General features: G+C 65.6%; 16 protein-coding genes. 12 read left to right on the top strand and 4 right to left on the bottom strand.

Translation table 11 applies throughout. The annotated features are described in order from the left end of the window. Positions 1 to 2: 2 nt before the first annotated feature. Positions 3 to 848, top strand: a complete 846-nt coding sequence (locus A8V01_RS23140) for a S1/P1 nuclease (protein ID WP_103098614.1) — start codon at positions 3 to 5, stop codon at positions 846 to 848. Between the two features lie 44 nt (positions 849 to 892). Then, positions 893 to 1798, top strand: coding sequence for a DMT family transporter (locus tag A8V01_RS23135; RefSeq protein WP_103098613.1), 906 nt, complete (start codon positions 893 to 895; stop codon positions 1796 to 1798). Positions 1799 to 1807: 9 nt separating this feature from the next. Here A8V01_RS23135 and A8V01_RS23130 read toward each other — a convergent pair whose 3' ends face one another. Continuing rightward, complete coding sequence (locus A8V01_RS23130) at positions 1808 to 3136, bottom strand: NupC/NupG family nucleoside CNT transporter (RefSeq protein ID WP_103098612.1); 1329 nt, start codon at positions 3134 to 3136, stop codon at positions 1808 to 1810. Positions 3137 to 3490: 354 nt separating this feature from the next. Then, a complete protein-coding gene (locus tag A8V01_RS23125) occupies positions 3491 to 3688 on the bottom strand; it encodes a hypothetical protein (RefSeq protein ID WP_103098611.1) in 198 nt (65 codons plus the stop codon). Between the two features lie 129 nt (positions 3689 to 3817). Between A8V01_RS23125 and A8V01_RS23120 the strand changes: the two genes are divergently transcribed. From A8V01_RS23120 to A8V01_RS23075, 10 genes are all read left to right on the top strand, one after another. Beyond that, positions 3818 to 4249, top strand: coding sequence for a hypothetical protein (locus tag A8V01_RS23120; protein ID WP_103098610.1), 432 nt, complete (start codon positions 3818 to 3820; stop codon positions 4247 to 4249). A 353-nt stretch (positions 4250 to 4602) separates the two neighbouring features. Further along, on the top strand, positions 4603 to 5265 hold the full coding sequence (locus tag A8V01_RS23115) for a queuosine precursor transporter (protein ID WP_103098609.1): 663 nt from the start codon (positions 4603 to 4605) through the stop codon (positions 5263 to 5265). 80 nt (positions 5266 to 5345) lie between these two features. Further along, positions 5346 to 6245 (top strand): acetylglutamate kinase, encoded by a 900-nt coding sequence (gene argB, locus A8V01_RS23110; RefSeq protein WP_103098608.1) that lies wholly within the window; start codon positions 5346 to 5348, stop codon positions 6243 to 6245. Positions 6246 to 6324: 79 nt separating this feature from the next. Further along, a complete protein-coding gene (locus A8V01_RS23105) occupies positions 6325 to 6888 on the top strand; it encodes a hypothetical protein (protein ID WP_103098607.1) in 564 nt (187 codons plus the stop codon). 205 nt (positions 6889 to 7093) lie between these two features. Next, positions 7094 to 7387: a YggT family protein gene (locus A8V01_RS23100; RefSeq protein ID WP_103098775.1), complete on the top strand. Its 294-nt coding sequence runs from the start codon at positions 7094 to 7096 to the stop codon at positions 7385 to 7387. Further along, on the top strand, positions 7387 to 8280 hold the full coding sequence (folD, locus tag A8V01_RS23095; RefSeq protein WP_211295124.1) for a bifunctional methylenetetrahydrofolate dehydrogenase/methenyltetrahydrofolate cyclohydrolase FolD: 894 nt from the start codon (positions 7387 to 7389) through the stop codon (positions 8278 to 8280). Before A8V01_RS23100 ends, folD begins: the two co-directional genes overlap by 1 nt. Further along, positions 8277 to 8966, top strand: coding sequence for a hypothetical protein (locus tag A8V01_RS23090; RefSeq protein WP_103098605.1), 690 nt, complete (start codon positions 8277 to 8279; stop codon positions 8964 to 8966). The genes folD and A8V01_RS23090 overlap by 4 nt, the downstream gene beginning before the upstream one ends. 10 nt (positions 8967 to 8976) lie before the next feature. After that, positions 8977 to 9615 carry a MarC family protein gene (locus tag A8V01_RS23085; protein WP_103098604.1) on the top strand — a complete coding sequence of 213 codons (639 nt, stop codon included), beginning with the start codon at positions 8977 to 8979 and terminating at the stop codon, positions 9613 to 9615. A 106-nt stretch (positions 9616 to 9721) separates the two neighbouring features. After that, entirely contained in the window at positions 9722 to 10732 is a 1011-nt protein-coding gene (locus A8V01_RS23080; RefSeq protein WP_103098603.1) for an LLM class flavin-dependent oxidoreductase, read from the top strand. Positions 10733 to 10742: 10 nt separating this feature from the next. Beyond that, complete coding sequence (locus A8V01_RS23075; protein WP_245892789.1) at positions 10743 to 11549, top strand: IclR family transcriptional regulator; 807 nt, start codon at positions 10743 to 10745, stop codon at positions 11547 to 11549. Here the strand turns inward: A8V01_RS23075 and A8V01_RS23070 are convergent. Together A8V01_RS23070 and A8V01_RS23065 are read right to left on the bottom strand one after the other, a co-directional pair. Then, a complete protein-coding gene (locus A8V01_RS23070) occupies positions 11546 to 12628 on the bottom strand; it encodes a glycosyltransferase family 4 protein (RefSeq protein ID WP_103098601.1) in 1083 nt (360 codons plus the stop codon). The genes A8V01_RS23075 and A8V01_RS23070 overlap by 4 nt on opposite strands. After that, the gene (locus tag A8V01_RS23065) at positions 12625 to 13563 is read right to left on the bottom strand and encodes a UDP-2,3-diacylglucosamine diphosphatase (protein ID WP_245892788.1); all 939 of its coding nucleotides are present in this window, start codon (positions 13561 to 13563) and stop codon (positions 12625 to 12627) included. The genes A8V01_RS23070 and A8V01_RS23065 overlap by 4 nt, the downstream gene beginning before the upstream one ends. Positions 13564 to 13776: the final 213 nt, after the last annotated feature.

The raw sequence follows: 13776 nt of genomic DNA, 5'->3' as shown, positions 1-13776 counted from the left end.
TCATGCGCAAGCTTTTCCTTCTCTTCGCCGCGCTGGCGACTATCGTTTCCAGTCCGGCTTTCGCTTGGGGTGCGATGGGGCATCGCACGGTGGCTGGCATCGCCATGGTCAATGTGAAGCCGGCAACCCGCGTCGCCATCCGCAAGCTGCTCGCCCATGAACGCGAGATGGACACGCCCAAATGTTCGATGCGCACGATCGAGGATGCCGCGACCTGGCCCGACTGCATCAAGGGCGAGCGCTGGCGCTGGGCGTACCAGAATTCCTGGCACTACCACGACCAGCCGGTCTGCGGGACGTTCGACCTCAAGCAGCTGTGCCGCGACGGCATGTGCGCCACCGCGCAGATCGAGCGGGACGAAAAGCTGCTGGCCAACCGCAAGCTGGCGCCCGTGCTGCGGCTTGAGGCGCTGGCCTTCCTTGTCCACTTCGTAGGCGACATCCACCAGCCTCTCCATGTCGGTGAGAACGAGGACATGGGCGGCAACGCGGTGAAGGCCGACTACGGCGATGCGCCGGGTCGAAACCTGCATTCGATATGGGACACGACGCTGGCCGAACGCGCGATCACGTCGGCTCGTCCGCCGCTGGTGCGCGTCTATAGCGCGGCGGAGAAGGCGCGACTGGCCACCGGCACGCTGGAAGACTGGACCCGCGAAAGTTACGAGATCAGCCGCGACGTGCTTTATCCGCTGGCTTTCGGTGGCAAGCTGCCCTGCGGTGTGAAGGAGCCGCAGAAGATCGTCTGGACCAACGCCGCCATTGAACAGGCGATTCCCATCGTTGACGAGCGGATCGAGCGCGCCGGGCTGCGGCTTGCGCAGATGCTCGACAAGGCGCTGGGCTGACGGACGCGTCCGGCGGCTGATTGGTGGCGACCAGCGGAGCAATCATGCCGAAATCCACTTCGCATTTGCGCGCTTTCCTTCTGCTCGGCCTTGTGATGCTGTTCTGGGCGGGAAATTCGATCACCGGGCGGGCAGTGCGCGATGACATCCCGCCGTTCACGCTGGCGTTCGGGCGCTGGCTGATCGCGGTTCTGCTGTTGCTGCCCTTTGCAGCGCGGCAGGCGTGGGCGGAGCGCGCGGCGCTGGCGGCTGGGTGGCGCTGGATCGCGGCGCTGGGGTTCCTGGGCATCGTATGCTTCAATTCGTTCGTCTATTCCGGGCTCCATTACACCAGCGCGGCCAATGCGCTGTTGCTGCAGGCATCGATCCCGGCACTTGTGCTGGTGCTGGACCGCGCGATCTTCGGCACGCGGGCAGGGACGCTGCACAAGGCCGGTGTCGCACTGTCCACCGTCGGCGTCGTCGCCATCGTGTTCCGGGGAGACATTGCCGCGCTGGCGACCTTGCGGCTTGGCGTGGGCGATGCGCTGGTGCTGGGCGGCGTTGTGGTGTGGGCGCTTTACACCGTGCTGCTGCGCAAGCGGCCGCCGGTCGCCTCGGCCAGTTTCCTGCTGCTGGTGTTCCTGATCGGCGCGGTGGTGATGGCGCCGCTGGCCGCGATGGAGGCGGCGCAGGGGCTGAAGGTCGTCTGGAGCGCCAAGGTGCTGGCTGCCTTCGTCTATGTCGGGGTGTTTCCCTCGGTCCTGGCCTATTTCATCTATAACGCCGCGACCGCGGACCTTGGTGCCGCGCGGTCGGGGCAGGCGATCACGCTGATGCCGTTGTTCGGGGCGCTGCTTTCAGCCCTGCTGCTGGGCGAGAGGCTGGAGGGCTACCACGTACTTGGCATGGTGCTGATCCTTGCGGGGATCGTGCTGTCGGCCGCCGAGCTGGCGCGGCGGCGCGGCTAGGCCGCCGTCTCAGGCGACCGTCAGGAACAGGCCCGCCAGCGCCGCGCTCATCAGGTTGGACAGGCTGCCTGCCGCCAGCGCGCGGATGCCCAGCTTGGCAATGATCGGGCGCTGGTTGGGCGCAAGGCCGCCGGTCACCGCCATCTGGATCGCGATCGACGAGAAGTTGGCGAAGCCGCACAGCGCGAACGTCACCACCGCGACGGTGCGGGGCGAAAGCGCGCCGTCCTTGCCCAGTTCGATGAACGAGACGAATTCGTTGAGCACGATCTTGGTGCCGAACAGGCCGCCGGCATGCAGCGCCTCGGTCCAGTCGGGCGTGGCGAGGAGGTAGAAGATCGGTGCGAAGATGTAGCCCAGCAGCGACTGGAACGTCACGCCCTGGAAGCCGAACAGCCCCGCTGCCCAGCCGACGAAGCCGTTGGCCAGCGCGATCAATGCCACGAAGGCCAGGACCATTGCGCCCACGGCGACCGCCAGCTTCACGCCGGTCTGCGCGCCCTGCGACGCGGCCATGATGATGTTGGCGGGCTTTTCCTCGTCATGTTCGACCGCTTCGGGTTCGTCGACATGGACGCCGGGGAGGTGGGTGACGTCGGCGCGGTTCATCGCGGCGGCGGCGGCACCTGCGGGGGGCAGGGTGCCTTCGTGGACCTCGACGGCGTCACCGGCCACCGTCGGGCGCGGGTCGGGCATGATCATCTTGGCCATGAAGATGCCGCCCGGCGCCGACATGAAGGCAGCGGCGACAAGATAGTCGATGCGGATGCCCATCGAGGCGTAGGCGGCCAGGATCGTGCCGGCCACGCCCGCCAGGCCCACCGTCATCACGCAGAACAGCTGCGACGGGTTGAGCGAGGCAAGGTAGGGGCGGATCACCAGCGGCGCTTCGCTTTGCCCCACGAAGATGTTGGAGGCAGCGCACAGGCTTTCGACCTTGCTGATCCCGGTCACCTTCTCCAGCGCGCCGCCCAGCCAGCGCACCACCAGCGGCATGATGCGCAGGTAATACAGGATCGAGATCAGCGAGGCGAAGAAGATGATCACCGGCAGCGCCGCGATGGCGAAGCTGGTGCCGCCGATTTCCGGCGAGGCGAGCGGGCCGAACAGGAACGTCACGCCTTCGTGGGCGTAGCTCAGCAGCCCTTCGACGCCCGAGGCGGCGCCGCGCAGCATGCGGTTGCCGAACGGCACGTAGAGCACCAGCGCGGCCAGGCCCGCCTGCAGCGCGAAGGCTGCGCAGACCACGCGCGGGCGGATGGCCTTGCGGTCGGTCGAGAGCAGGAAGGCTGCCGCCATGATGAGAACGATGCCGATCAGGCTATAGGCGACATGCATCGAGGCACTTGGCTCCGGGAGAAGGAAAGGGGGGAAACAGCCGCCGACCCTAGAGGGGCAAGCCGCGCAGGGCTAGAGGGTTTCGCGGCGGAGCCCCGCTCAACTTGACAGGTTTACACAGGTGACACGGTCCAGGGGGAAAAGGTGTCACCTTGCGGGGGAAAGTGTCACCTTGGGGCCTGAAAGTGTCACCTTGCGCCGGAAATGTGTCACCTTGGAGCAGCGATGTGTCACCTTGCGGGATGTGGGGTGTCACCTTGCAGGGCGCAGGGTGTAACCTTGCAGAGGAAAGGGGGAGCGTTCTGGCGAGGCGTGATGGTGGCAAACTATCACCCCGGCGCGGCTGTAGGAAAGCTATCCCGCCTGCCGCTTCATTTCGAGATAGGCCGCTTCCCGCGCCTCGCCGTCAAGCGACAGCAGGTAGCGGCTGGCCTCCTTGTAGGTAAGGAAAGGCTTGTCGTCGGCGACGATGGGCTCCGTCCGGCCATTGTAGAGGCGGCGCAGCAGGCGGCGCTGGGGGCGGGTGAGCGCGGTATCTTCGTCTTCGGTCATTTCGCGCGCCTAGCATGGAGCGGCATGGATTGCGCGGGGTTACATTGCGTGGGGGAGAGGCGGCTTGCGCCCCTTTGCAGACGCCTAAATGCAGGAATAGGGTAGCAGCAATGAAAAGGGGGCGATCAGATGAGCTATGATCTAATGGTTTTTGAACCTGCGGCTGCGCCCGCTTCAAAAGCCGAATTCCTCATATGGTACGAACAGCAAACCGAATGGACGGAGGGCCACGGCTATGATGATCCGGCTGTCACCACACCAAAGCTGCGGCAGTGGTATGAGGCAATGGCAGCGTATTTCCCGCCAATGAATGGTCCCGACGCGTCAGAAGACCTCGATGATCCGAAAGTGTCCGACTATTCGGTTGGTCAGTCAGTTATTTACGTCGCATTTGCGTGGTCGCAGGCTGAGGCGGCCTACAGGGCTGTCAGGGCCGCCGCAGAGGCTGCCGGAGTCGGCTTCTTCGACGCGAGTGGCAGTGACGCTGAGATATGGTTGCCCGGCCAAGTCGCCCCTGCGGTAAGGCCAAGTTTCTGGCGTAGGCTCCTAGGTCTATCCTGATCATTTCGTCCGCTTCCCACCCAAAGCCGCCCCCATACCGCTCAGCCTGAGCTTGTCGAAGGCCCCGAGGCGGGGCGCTGTGCTCCCATGCTTCGACAGGCTCAGCATGAGCGGTGTGGGGGCGGCAACGGCAATTCCCATCCAGATCCGCCGTCACCCTGAAACAAGTTCAGCGTGACGACGCGGTGAAAAAGAACTTGCACCAATTCACCCAAATCAGACCTCTCGAACCCGCTCCGGCTGAGCCTGTCGAAGCCCCTCAGGCCGGGCGCCGGGATGCCCGCATTTCTGCAGGCCGGGCATTCGGCGCAAACGCCCTAGTCCAAAGGCGCATTGCCCGTTACAGGGGGGCGATGGATCGACCCGTCACTGCGCCTGCGCCCATCATCACCCGATCGCTTTTCGTTTTCTCGCTGCTCTACGGCGGCCTCGTCGTGCTGGCGGGGGTGCTGGGAACCAAGCTGGCATCGCTTGGCCACTGGCCGGTGCTGGGGGATCTGGCGGTCGAATCGGGGATCTTTGCCTTCCTGCTGCTGGTGGTGCTGTCCAGCGCGATCGCGGAACTGCATGGGCCGGACACTGCCAACAGGCTGGTGCGTTTCGGCTTCATCCCGCTGATCGTATCGATGGTGCTGCTGACTTTCGTGATCCATGTGGTGCCGCCCGCCGCGTTCTGGGGCGATCAGGAAGCCTATGCGCGGCTGCTGGGGCAGGGCGCGCGGATGCAGTTCGCCGGGCTGATCTCCTACGGCGTGTCGCAGACGCTGAACGTGCTGATCTTTTCCAGGCTGTCGCAGGCTGGCGGCAAGCTGCTGCTGGTGCGCGCGTGGATCGCCTCGATGCTGTCGCAGGTGATCGACACCGTGCTGTTCATCACCATTTCCTTCGCCGGAACGGGTCTGCCGATCGTGCAGATCATGGAAGGCCAGATCATTTCCAAGCTGGTGCTTTCGACGATCATGGTGCCGCCGTTCATCTGGTTCTTCGTGAAGCTGGGCAGGAAACTGGATTCCTGAGCCGATAAACGGCACGATTACGCCGAAAAAATCACGTTAAGCGGGTTCAAAATTGCGCGCGGGGGGGTATTAGCCCCCTCATGTCGAATCCGCACCATCCCGCCCTGCTGGCCAAGGCCGAAACCCTCGTCGATGCGCTGCCCTACATGCAGCGATATGCGGGGCGCACTTTCGTGGTCAAATACGGCGGCCACGCGATGGGCGATCCCGAAAAGGCGGTGGACTTCGCAGAGGACGTGGTGCTGCTGAAAGCGGTGGGCATCAACGTCGTCGTCGTGCACGGCGGCGGGCCGCAGATCGGCGCCATGCTCAAGAAGGTCGGCGTCGAAAGCCAGTTCATCGACGGCCTGCGCGTAACCGACAAGGCGACCGCCGAAGTGGCCGAGATGGTCCTGTCGGGCGCGATCAACAAGGAAATCGTCGGCTGGATCGCCAAGGCGGGCGGCAGGGCGATGGGTGTCTCCGGCAAGGACGGCGGCATGGTCACCGCGCGCAAGGTGCAGCGCACCAAGAAGGACCCGGACAGCCTGATCGAACAGGTCGTCGACCTTGGCTTCGTGGGCGAACCCGAACATATCGACACCAAGGTGATCGAGACGATTTCGGGCGCCGGGATGATCCCGGTAATCGCGCCGATCGCGGCCGGACCGGACGGCGGCACCTACAACGTCAACGCCGATACGATGGCGGGCGCCATCGCCGCAGCGCTGGGTGCATCGCGCCTGTTCCTGCTGACCGACGTGCCCGGCGTGCTCGACAAGCAGGGCAAGCTGATGACTGACCTTACCCCCGCCGCGATCGCGGGCCTGAAGGAAGACGGCACGATTTCGGGCGGGATGATCCCCAAGCTGGAAACCTGCATTCATGCGGTGGAGGCCGGGTGCGAAGCGGCGGTCGTCCTTGACGGACGGGTTTCGCATGCCATGTTGCTGGAAATATTCACGCAGGAAGGCGCAGGAACACTCATCCGCGCCGGATAGGCCGCTGAAGCCGGGACAATTTGGCGTTGGGACAATTTGGCGTGGGGGGAACCACGAAAAGAAAGGTAATGCCGACCACATGCGCACCAAAGCTGTCCTGACCGTTCTGCTTTCCGGCCTGCTCTCGGGTTCGCTGCTGGCGCTTGCCGCCTGCGGCAAGGCAGGCGAGGACCCGGCCGTGCTCGACAGTGCGAGCGCAGAGGTGGATGCGACCGATGCGGTGGTCGATGCAGGTCCGGTGGACAGCGCAACCTCCGCCCCCGCTCCTGCCGCTGCTTCACTGGACACCGGCGCGCTGAACGAGCGCCGCGATCCCGAACGGCTGCTGCGCTACTACGTCAGCGCCGTGCGCGTCGGGGACTGGGACGCAGGCGCTCAGGCATGGAGCCTTGACGCGCAGATGACCGCGCAGAAGCTGCAGGCCGAATTCGACGGCGCCAACCCGCGTCTTGCAGTCGGCAAGGGCGACATGGAACGGGCGGCGGGCTCGCTCTATTACGAAGCGCCGATCGTGGTCGATTTCGGCGATGGCCGCCCGTCCAAGCGCGGCACCATCGTGCTGCACCGCGTAAACGATGTGCCGGGGGCCAGCGACCTGCAGCTCAACTGGCGGATCGAGCGGACGTCCACCCTCACGCAGTAAAAGGGGGGGCACAAACCTCCCGGCTCCGCTCGGGCTTGGCCTGTAAAACCCCCCGCTGTCCGCTCGCCGGTCGATCTGCGATCAACGCCTGCAGACGCGCCCTTGCCCACCGGCCACCCGCTCGGCTATCAGCGCGCGCATGAACCTGCTGCGGGTGCGAACACTTGCGGTCCCGAACGTCTGTTTGCCTTTCAAGGAGCCGGCTTTGCTGTTCCTCACCATTTTCCAGATCGTCAGCTACCTGATCGACATCATCGTCTTCGTGGTGATCGTGCAGTTCGTGCTCGGCCTGCTGATCGCGTTCAACGTGGTCAACATGCACAACCAGTTCGTCTCGGCGCTCTATACCGCGCTGAATGCGATCCTTGACCCGATGCTGCGGCCGATCCGCAAGATCATGCCCAATACCGGCGCGATCGACTTTTCGCCGATGGTACTGATCATCGGCCTCAAGATCCTGCAGATCATCTTCGGCAACCTTGCCATGGCAGGCTACTGATGAGCGCCGCTATCATCGACGGAAAGGCCTTCGCCGAAGGGCTGCGCGCACGTGTCGGCACCGCTGCGGTGGGCTTCGAGGCGAAGACCGGCCGCAAGGCGGGGCTGGCCGTGGTGCTGGTGGGCGAAGACCCCGCAAGCCAGGTCTACGTGCGCAACAAGGGCAAGCAGACCCTGGCCGCGGGGATGAACAGCTTCGAACACAAGCTGCCCGCCGACACGTCCGAGGCGGACCTGCTGGCCGTGGTGGAGCAGCTCAACAACGACCCGGCGGTGGACGGCATCCTTGTCCAGCTACCGCTGCCCGCGCACATCAACGAGCAGAAGGTCATCGCCACGATCAACCCGGACAAGGACGTCGACGGTTTCCACGTCGTCAATGTCGGGCGTCTGGCAACCGGCCTGCCGGGCTTCGTGCCCTGCACGCCGCTGGGCTGCGTGATGCTGCTGAAGGACAGGCTGGGCTCGCTTTCGGGCCTCGACGCGGTGGTGATCGGGCGCTCGAACATCGTCGGCAAGCCGATGGCGCAGCTGCTGATCGCACAAAGCTGCACGGTCACCGTGGCCCACAGCCGCACGAAGGACCTGGCCGAAGTGGTGCGCCGGGCCGATATCGTGGTGGCGGCGGTCGGCCGTCCCGAAATGGTCAAGGGTGATTGGCTCAAGCCCGGCGCGACCGTGATCGATGTGGGCATCAACCGCGTATCCGGCGCGGAAGAGGGCAAGACGAAGCTGGTGGGCGACGTCGATTTCGCCTCTGCCGCCAATGTCGCGGGGGCAATCACGCCGGTTCCGGGCGGGGTGGGGCCGATGACGATCGCGGTGCTGCTGCGCAACACCATCGTCGCTGCCCACCGCAACGCGGGCCTTCCCTTCGACGAGAACGCGCTTTGAAGCGCCTCGCGCTCGGTCTGGTGCTGGTGGCTGCCCTGACGGCCTCGGTCCAGACCGACGCGAGGCCCAAGCGCCGCCTGCCGCCGGGCGCCGGCACCGCCAACCCCAGCGCCCTCGTTGCAGAGGAGATCGCCTTCGCCCGGCTTGCGCGGGACAAGGGGCAGTGGAAGGCGTTCCGCGAATTTGCGGACGATACCGCGCTCATGTTCGTGCCGCAGGAAGTGCAGGCGCAGGACTGGCTCAAGATGCAGAAGGAGCCTGCCGCGCCCGTGCAGTGGGATCCCCATCAGGTCTGGATGAGCTGCGACGGCACGCTGGGCGTCACCAAGGGTGCGTGGCAGCGGCCGGACGGTTCGGTCGGCTGGTACACCACCATCTGGAAACGCCAGAAGAAGGGCGAATATCGCTGGGTTCTGGACCACGGCGACACGCTGCCCGCTGCGCTGCCCGAACCCGAGATGCTGACCGCGCGGGTTGCGAAATGCGGCCGTCATCCCGATGCACCGCCGTCCGTCACCCCGCCTGAGGACGCACGCACGTTCACCGGCGGTAACTCGCTTGACGGCACCTTGCGCTGGAACGTCACGGTGCTTTCAAGCAACGATGCGCGCACCGTCAGCGTACAACTGTGGAATGGTGCACAGTTCGAGACGATCCTGCAGGACAAGGTGACGCCGCAAGGTTAGGATAGGCCGGATGTACGAGCTTTTCCTCAGCGCCTTCGTCACGCTTTTCGTCGTTATCGACCCGCCCGGCTGCGCGCCCATCTATGCCGGGCTGTCCGCCGGGGCGAGCCGTTCGCAGGCGATCGCCATGGCCGCGCGCGCCTGCCTGATCGCGGCGATCATCCTTGTCGTCTTCGCGCTGTTCGGCAAGACGCTGCTGAACGCCCTGCATATCGAACTGGACGCCTTCCGCATCGCCGGGGGCATCATGCTGTTCATGATCGCCATCGACATGGTCTTTGAAAAGCGCACCCAGCGGCGTGAGGAGCGGGCGGAGAAGATCATCGCCCACAACGCCGTCACGCCCGAGGTTGAAGACGTGTCGGTCTTCCCGATGGCGATGCCGATGCTGGCAGGGCCGGGCTCCATCGCCACGATGATGCTGCTGACCAGCCGTGCGCACGGCACCGAACAGACGCTGACGATCCTTGGCGCGATGGTTGCCGTCATGATGCTGGCCTTCGCGGCGCTGGCTGCCGCGGGTCCGCTGATGAAGGTTCTGGGCGACAAGGTGGAGGCGGTCATCACCCGCCTGCTGGGCGTCCTGCTGGCCGCTCTGGCTGCGCAGTACGTGATCGACGGGGTCAAGGCGACGCTGCAACTGGGCTGAGAATTCATCGCCGCCCGATATCGCCCCCGCGCCTTGCCGCCGCCTTGCCGCCGGGGCGACCGCCTCTAATCTTGCGCCGACACCATAAAACGGCGGAGAAGGCTGCATGACCGGCAGGCTGGAATTCAGCTACCTCTACGATTTCCGCAATCCGGCAGCGTGGCACCGCCCGCCCGAAGCGCTCTATGCCGATATCCTTGACGTGGTTGCGGAAACCGAAGCGCTGGGTTTCGATGGGGCCTTCGTGCCCGAACACCATCTGGCGCAAGATGGCTACATGTCCTCGCCGCTCGTCGCGCTGGCGGCGATGGCTGCGCGGACCCGGCGGATGCGGCTGGGTACGGGCATCGCGCTTGGCCCCCTGTATGAGCCGCTGCGGTTCGCGCAGGACTGCGCGGTGCTGGACAGTCTTTCGGGCGGGCGGCTGCAACTGGGCCTGGCGATCGGCTACCGTGCCCGCGAATATGCCGCGCACGGACTTGATTTCACCAAGCGCGGCGCGCGGTTCGACGAATTTCTGGAGATCGTGCGCCGCCTTTGGGCCGGTGAGACGGTGGACTTCGCGGGGCGCTTCTTTACCCTTCACGGCGCCGGCGCCGCGCCGCTTTCCAGTCGCGGTCACATCCCGCTCTACATCGGCGGCTTCGCGCCAAAGGCGCTGGAGCGGGTGGCGCGCCATGGCGACGGCTACTTCGGCAATCCCGAAATCTGGCCGCTCTATCGCGACAAGCTGATGGCGGCAGGCAAGGACCCGGCACAGGCGCGGATCTGGCTGCAGGGGCTGATGCTGGTGGTGGCACAGGACAAGGAGGCCGCGCTGGAAGAACTGGCGCCCCACTTCCATCACGTCAACAACAGCTACGGCGCCTGGATGAACGAGGACAAGGCCATCGGGCTGGACGGTCCCGCGATTCAACCGATGACCCTTGACGCGTTCAAGGCCAGCGGCATCCTGCAAATCCTGACCCCGGCAGAGGCCGTCGCCCATTTCCGGTCATTGCGCGAACAGGCGCCGGTTACGCAATTCACGATGATGATGCCGCCCGGCCTTCCGGCAGAGCGCTTCCTCGCTTATGCGGGGCTCTTCGCGCGGGAGGTTATCCCGCATTTCCAGTGAGGGCGGCGTAATGGACGATGCGGAGAAGGACGGCGAGCGCCGCAGCGGATCGCCGCAATCGGTCACCCGTGTCATCCGCCTGCTCGAAGCGCTTTGCATCAGCAGCGATCCGGTGTCGCTGGCCGACCTCAGCCGCCGCCTGAAAACCCCCAAGAGCAGTCTTGCGGCGCTGCTGCGCGGGCTGGCGGATGAAGATCTGGTGGTCGCCACCGAAGGGGCCTGGCGGCTTGGCCCGGGCGCTTTCGGTCTTGGCAGCGCGCTGACCGAAGCGCGGCGGCGGCTGCAAAGCTCTGATCTGGTGCGCGAAGGAATGCGTCGGCTGTGTGCGCGCAGCGGAGAGACGGTACTGCTGGCGGTGGGCGATCATGGAGCCGGTGATAGCGGTGACATGGTCACTTATGTGGACATGGTCGAAAGCAGCAACGTTGTGCGCTATTCGGTTTCGGTCGGCGACCGGCGGCCGTTCTATGCGACGTCAGCGGGCAGGGCGCTGCTGTCCACCTGTTCGCCCGCCGCGGTCGATGCCTATCTGGCGCGCGTGGCGTTGCGACCGCTGGCGCCGGGCACCGAGGTCGATCAGGCTGCGCTGGCTCGGGCAGTCGATCTGGTCCGTGTGCAAGGCCATGCGCAGACCGTGGATCAGGCGGCGGAAGGGGTCACGGGTACGGCCGCAGTGGTGCGCGATGCGGCGGGCGGTGTGGTCGGCGCGCTGGTGATCGCGGCCCCCAGCGCGCGTGCGGCCGCGCGGCTGGACGAACTTGCGGCTCTGGTGCGCGATGAGGCCGCAGCGATCTCGCGCAGCCTGGGATTCCGTTAGGCCGCAGACCGCATCGCGCGATCGGCGTTTTCCAGAGCGCCTTCGATCGCGGCAAGGAACTGGTCGGTGGCGCGTTCCCACGAATAGAGGGCGCCCAGCGCGGCGGCGTCTGTCCGCTCCACCGTCAGCGCGGCTTCCACGGCGCGGGCCAGCGATGCATCGACCGCCCCGGCCGGCCAGCCGACCCGGTGGTCCACGCCGCGCCCGTCAGCGCCCAGGATGTCGACCGGGCCTGTGACCGGGAAGGCGGCCACGGGGGTGCCACAGGCGAGCGCCTCGATCACGACAAGCCCGAAGGTGTCGGTCAGGCTGGGAAACACGAAGCAGTCCGCGCTGCGGTACGCCGATGCCAGCGCTTCTCCCGACAGCGCACCAAGGAACAGCACATGCGGATAGCGGCGGCGCAGGCTGTCGAGCGCAGGGCCGTCTCCAACGACGACCTTGCTGCCCGCGACGTCGAGATCAAGGAACGCCTCAAGGTTCTTTTCCGGCGCAACACGGCCGACATTGAGCAGGATCGGGCCGGGGCGGGACGCCCTGAGCGCGGCCATCTCGGCCAGTTGCGGACCGTCCGGGCGGAACAGGGCGTGGTCGATACCCCGGCTCCAGGCGCGGGTGGGGCCGATGCCGCGTCCTTCAAGCTCGATGGCCAGACTGCGGGTGGAAACCATGACCGCCCGGCTCTGCGCGTGAAAGCGTTGCAGGATCGGCCAGAAATACTCTGCCGAAAGCCCGGTGCGCACGGCGCAGTATTCGGGGAAGCGGGTATGGAAGGCGGATGTGAAGGGCACCCCGCGCGAAAGGCACCAGCCGCGCGCGGCCCAGCCGATCGGGCCTTCGGTGGCGATGTGGACGATATCGGGCGCGGCCTTGTCCAGTATCCGGCGCACGCCGAAGCGCGGTGCCATGGCCAGCCGGATCGACGAATAGCCCGGCATCGGCATGGTCAGGAACCGGTCGGGCGAGATGGTCTCCACCTCATGCCCGCGCGCGGTGAGGTGATCGACGGTGGCAGTGAGCGAGCGGACTACGCCGTTGACCTGCGGCAACCAGGCGTCGGTTGCCAGGGCCAGCTTCACGATACGGCCTCCGGGGCGGCTTCGCTGGTGGTGGCAGGGCCATCCCTTTCAGCCTGATCTTCCGCCGGTTCATCCTTGACGGTGTGGCCGCCGGTTTCCTTTACCCAGTCGATCAGCGCCATGTGGCCGGTGAAGTCTTCGGCCAGCGCGGTGCAGCTTTCGACCCAGTCACCGTCGTTATAATAGGTGATGCCGCCGAATTCGCGGATCTCGGCGCAGTGGATATGGCCGCAGACCACCCCGTCGAACCCGCGTGAGGTGGCTTCGGTGGCCACGGCCTCCTCATAGCTGCCGATGAACTGGACGGCGTTCTTGACCTTCTTCTTCATGTAGGCCGAAAGCGACCAGTACGGCATGTGCAGGCGGCGGCGCACCGCGTTGAACACGATGTTGGCGCGCAGCAGCATGGAGTAAGCCTGGTCCCCCAGGAACGCGAGCCACTTGTGGTAGAGCACCACCCCGTCGAACGCATCGCCATGCGTCACCAGCAGGCGGCGACCGTCGACGGTGGTGTGGACATGTTCCAGCGCCAGTTCCACCCCGCCGAAGCTGAGGCCCGCGTAATCGCGCAGCATCTCGTCATGGTTGCCGGCGATGAAGATCACGCGGGTGCCGCGATGCGCCATCTTGAGGATGCGGCGGACCACTTCGTTGTGCGCATCGGGCCAGTACCAGCCCTTGCGCAGCCGCCACCCGTCCACGATGTCGCCGACAAGGTAGAGCGTTTCACACTCGTGCGCGCGCAGGAAGTCCACCAGCATTGCGGCATTGCAGCCGCGGGTGCCAAGGTGGATGTCCGAGATCCAGATCGTGCGATACTTGCGTTTCGGGCGGAAGCCCTTGGGATCGGGAAGGTCGAGCCAGGCGGGGATGCCGCCCTCGTTCCTTTTAGGGCCGTTGCCACGTCCGATGAAGTCTTCGATCTGCTCGCGCATGGTCGTTCGTCCCCAAATGCCCAGCGATTGCGCGGCCTATGACAGCGGGCCGTTGCGGCGCCGTGACGGTTGCGGGTCATTTTCGTGACAGGGGACAAGGCTCTTGTTGATAACCGTTATTTCCCGATTGTTGCCGCCGCTGCGGGCGGTTTTGCGATTTCACCGCCATGTCACCGATATGTCACCGGGTCGTCACACAGGGGAGGCAAAAGC

It is taken from the genome of Novosphingobium guangzhouense, from assembly GCF_002896965.1.
Classification (GTDB): Bacteria; Pseudomonadota; Alphaproteobacteria; order Sphingomonadales; family Sphingomonadaceae; genus Novosphingobium; species Novosphingobium guangzhouense.
This window is presented reverse-complemented; position numbering and strand designations above follow the sequence as displayed.

What these genes read in the sequence shown, in the direction of transcription:
- A8V01_RS23140 (WP_103098614.1), top strand. Translation starts at nt 3, where the DNA reads ATGCGCAAGCTTTTCCTTCTCTTCGCCGCGCTGGCGACTATCGTTTCC.
- A8V01_RS23135 (WP_103098613.1), top strand. Translation starts at nt 893, where the DNA reads ATGCCGAAATCCACTTCGCATTTGCGCGCTTTCCTTCTGCTCGGCCTT.
- A8V01_RS23130 (WP_103098612.1), bottom strand. Translation starts at nt 3,136, where the DNA reads ATGCATGTCGCCTATAGCCTGATCGGCATCGTTCTCATCATGGCGGCA.
- A8V01_RS23125 (WP_103098611.1), bottom strand. Translation starts at nt 3,688, where the DNA reads ATGACCGAAGACGAAGATACCGCGCTCACCCGCCCCCAGCGCCGCCTG.
- A8V01_RS23120 (WP_103098610.1), top strand. Translation starts at nt 3,818, where the DNA reads ATGAGCTATGATCTAATGGTTTTTGAACCTGCGGCTGCGCCCGCTTCA.
- A8V01_RS23115 (WP_103098609.1), top strand. Translation starts at nt 4,603, where the DNA reads ATGGATCGACCCGTCACTGCGCCTGCGCCCATCATCACCCGATCGCTT.
- argB (WP_103098608.1), top strand. Translation starts at nt 5,346, where the DNA reads ATGTCGAATCCGCACCATCCCGCCCTGCTGGCCAAGGCCGAAACCCTC.
- A8V01_RS23105 (WP_103098607.1), top strand. Translation starts at nt 6,325, where the DNA reads ATGCGCACCAAAGCTGTCCTGACCGTTCTGCTTTCCGGCCTGCTCTCG.
- folD (WP_211295124.1), top strand. Translation starts at nt 7,387, where the DNA reads ATGAGCGCCGCTATCATCGACGGAAAGGCCTTCGCCGAAGGGCTGCGC.
- A8V01_RS23085 (WP_103098604.1), top strand. Translation starts at nt 8,977, where the DNA reads ATGTACGAGCTTTTCCTCAGCGCCTTCGTCACGCTTTTCGTCGTTATC.
- A8V01_RS23080 (WP_103098603.1), top strand. Translation starts at nt 9,722, where the DNA reads ATGACCGGCAGGCTGGAATTCAGCTACCTCTACGATTTCCGCAATCCG.
- A8V01_RS23075 (WP_245892789.1), top strand. Translation starts at nt 10,743, where the DNA reads ATGGACGATGCGGAGAAGGACGGCGAGCGCCGCAGCGGATCGCCGCAA.
- A8V01_RS23065 (WP_245892788.1), bottom strand. Translation starts at nt 13,563, where the DNA reads ATGCGCGAGCAGATCGAAGACTTCATCGGACGTGGCAACGGCCCTAAA.